The sequence below is a fragment of the Propionivibrio sp. genome (genome assembly GCF_049316945.1).
In the GTDB taxonomy this organism is placed as follows: domain Bacteria; phylum Pseudomonadota; class Gammaproteobacteria; order Burkholderiales; family Rhodocyclaceae; genus Propionivibrio.
In genome coordinates this window covers 1-3449 of record NZ_JBMOJE010000265.1, presented here as the reverse complement: position 1 = coordinate 3449, position 3449 = coordinate 1, and the positions used below count along the sequence as shown (strand labels likewise).

Below are 3449 nucleotides of genomic sequence, written 5' to 3'. Positions count from 1 at the left end.
CCAATAATCGACGAATTCCATATAAATCATAAGGTTACATAGCAAATAAAATTTTGTCCGGAATGTCTGGTACAACCCCAACTTGGACAGTCGCTCGAAGTCACTGGGGTAAATTGCTCAGTGCAATGATGGATTGGGTCGGTGTCGGTAAATTCAGACCGCTACGACCGTTTCCAAATCCTTAACGTACGATTTTTTCCGTTTCCTGAGACGCCCTATTTTTTAACCACGCCAAAAATAAAAGACGTAAAGCGCCTAAACAGGGGTTTTTAAACTAGACCTAATTTGGGGGAAAAGTTCGATGCCCTGCGCTTTGAACTCGGCATGCACGAAGTTCCATAACTCTTCTTTGGCCTTGGATTTCTTCGGCAGAATCTTGACACGATAACCTGCTGCGTATTCGGCCACCCAATACCCGTTATCACAAACCATGCCTTTGAAGCGAACCATTGGCTCATACATCGGGTCGTCTTTGAAAGCAATGGCCTTGGAATGGACTGTGGCTTTTGTGATGATCGCCAGAACGATGGCCGGATCAATATCCGGGTTTAGGTGAAATATAGTTTCTGCGGCTATGCCATGCGGGGTGGTGCTGAAATTTTGCATCTCCGCCTCTGCCACCTTGGAGTTTGCCAGACAGATTAATTGTCCATCGTTGGATTCGATCCGCGTGGTGCGCCAGGTGATGTCGATCACCTGGCCAAGCGTGGTGTTGATCTTGATGTAATCACCAACACGAAACGGACGCTCAATGTTGAGCACAATGCCGGAAAACACATTGGCGATATTGGACTGAATCGCCAAGCCAACAACCATAACCAGCACGCCCGATGTGGCCAACAGGCTAGTCAGTGTCTGATTGAACACAAAAGCGATGATGCAAGCTATGGCTAGCGCAAAAATCACCAAGGATGTAAAGAACTTGACGACATTGGGAACCATGCGTTTGGATTGTTTCTCCAGCCCGCTCCAGATAAAGCGCCTGACAGCAATATCGATAAGCCACGCTCCGATCACCCACCACAGCCCTTCATAGACATTCACCAATGTTCGGGTGGTGCTTTGGGTAAATTGGGTAAATGCGTAATCCAGCACCAGGTTTCCGCTCGACAGCAGCAGCAATGGCCAGAACATTACCCGCAGCAGCCAGGAAGGAGCCGACCAAAACCGATTGATTTTCCGTCTGTCACCAGCCATGGGACGATCCAGAATAATGGCAAAAATACTGCCGAGCAGGCCAAAAATGGCAATGTAGATGAAATATTCACCAGAAATAACATCGCGGGCGTTCATGCTGGCGGGTTTAAGTAAAACGCCAAGGGTGATTTTTGAAAACTGCGGTTGTTCGCCGGTCAGCCCGACATATTGAGGCGCACCGTCGCTTTGTTCTTTAATCAATTCCTGGGATAACCAGGCATTATCGATTTCCCAGCCGCTGCTTGGGTTAACCACCTTTTGGCGCAACAATTCATCGACCAAGGCAGTACCTGATGGCATACCCAATACATCCACCACATAAAGCAGATTGCTGCGGTTGAGCTGGCGGTGGCGAAAGTTGATACCGACAATATGCTGACCGTAGGCGCGTTTGGCGGTGGTGAAATTAAGTTTGAATTTTTGCTTGATGCGGTAGCGGCGATATTGAAGTTCATCGCCCGACTTGCTTTCTTCGGGCGTATCAAATTTGACTGGTTCAATGGCGTTGGTAATGTCGAGTTCTTGCGGCTTGAAGTTGCCACGATAGCGAAACCAGATCGACATATCGAGCGTTGCGGTTTCTTTTTGCAGATCAAGATCACTGACTTCATTCAGGCGCACACCGGTATAAACCACGTTAGTCTTGAACATAAAGCGGTCATTGACATAGAGTACGCGGCCCTGCCGCAGTGCCTCGATGTAGTTGAAGCTGGCACCCTTGGCAATCGGCAGGAGTTGCACCGGGGCTGAAATGATCTTGTCGCCGTTATAAACCCCCATCTGGATCGGCATTTGTGCCTGTCCCTGGCTAAAGTTGATCAGACCGCTCAGGCCCTTGACCTCATCCTCGCCCGGCTTGGCTGAAAGCGCCACATTGACTGCGTCGTGGGCCATGGTCGCCAGCCAATCCGGCGAGGCATTGAATTTCTTCTGATAGCGCGTCTGGAACTGCTGGGCTTCGTCGTTGGCGGTGTCAAACAGGACCGGCGTGGCCGTCACGATGCCGTGGCTCTGGATCGTGGCATCTTTGCCGGAAAGGGTTTTCAGGCTGGCCTTGAAGGCTTCGGTGGCCAGTTGTTCCGGGCCAAAGACCTCCAGCGCATTGCCGGTGTTGCGAATGCCCTTGACCAGCCGGGCAGCGAGTTCCGGGCTGGTTGCAATATAGATGGCACCGATGTCAATTTTCTTGATCTCATCGAGAATATTCTTGAGCTGGGCATCGGTGGTGCTTCCTGGTGTGAGGGTCCAGACTTCGCGCACCGGCGTGTCAAAACGCTTATAGACATCGAGAAAAGGTTCAACCAGCGGATCAAATTCCGGGCCGGCCTCGCGCACGATGTACATCAAGCGTTGCTGAACGACATTGCGCGCATAGTTGGCGGCGAAACGGGCTTGCTCTTTGGTGTCGAGTCCCAGTGATGCCACGCCGGGCAGGGGTTCTTGCTGAAACAAGGGGGTGACGACGGCGATCTTCTTGCTTTGATAAAGCGGCACCGCGTCTTTTAGCAGACCCGGCGAGACGTAACCCACGACGGCGATCACCCGACTATCGGCGGTGATGGTTTTGGCGGCATCAGGCTGTTCATCGAAGGCCACCAGTTCGACCAGACGGCCTTTATGCCCGCCCCGTTTGTTGAGCGATTCGACGTAGAGTTCAGCCCCTTGCTTGAGCGACAAACCCAGCGGTGCCAGCGCCCCGTTCATCGGACCGACCACGGCGATGCGCGGTCGGGTATTGGCATCATCGCGGATGAACGTAATATTAGTCAGCAAAGACAGCACCGAGCCGAGTACGACAATGGCCAACAGAATCAGACCAAAAATATTCCATTTTTTGTCGCTGTGGAGAAACGTCATTAGTCTGTTCATGGGGTGTTTTCAGAAAAGTTAAACGGGGAAACGTCGGGCAGGGTGAAAGCTCATTTTCGTACGCTGCCTTCCGTAATGGTCAGCCGCATCTGCCGTCCCGCTACGCTGATGATGATCGGCATGGGGAAAGCGCCTTCAGGCACATCTGCGGCTTTGAAGCCTGTGAAGCCCTTGACCTCTGACACATAGCGCAGCCAGTTGGGCAAGGGTTTGCCATCTGCCTGGGTGAATTTAGCCTTGGTGTTTTTGCCACCGAGCAGTCGAGCTTCCGCGCCCGACAGCGGGAAGCGGAAAGAATTGGCTTCCTCTGCCTTGTTGGCCAGGGCCAGGGCACGATCGACCGGCAGGCCCCGGGCCAGCGCGTTGCCCAAGGCACGTTGAAA

At 52.4% G+C, this 3449-nt stretch carries 2 protein-coding genes; both read right to left on the bottom strand.

Annotated elements, in window-relative coordinates:
• Positions 1 to 255: 255 nt before the first annotated feature.
• The gene (locus ACOYNV_RS26745; RefSeq protein ID WP_422902862.1) at positions 256 to 3054 is read right to left on the bottom strand and encodes an ABC transporter substrate-binding protein; all 2799 of its coding nucleotides are present in this window, start codon (positions 3052 to 3054) and stop codon (positions 256 to 258) included.
• Positions 3055 to 3116: 62 nt separating this feature from the next.
• Positions 3117 to 3449, bottom strand: a 333-nt coding sequence (locus ACOYNV_RS26740) for a hypothetical protein (protein ID WP_422902861.1), incomplete at its 5' end; no start/stop codon positions are given.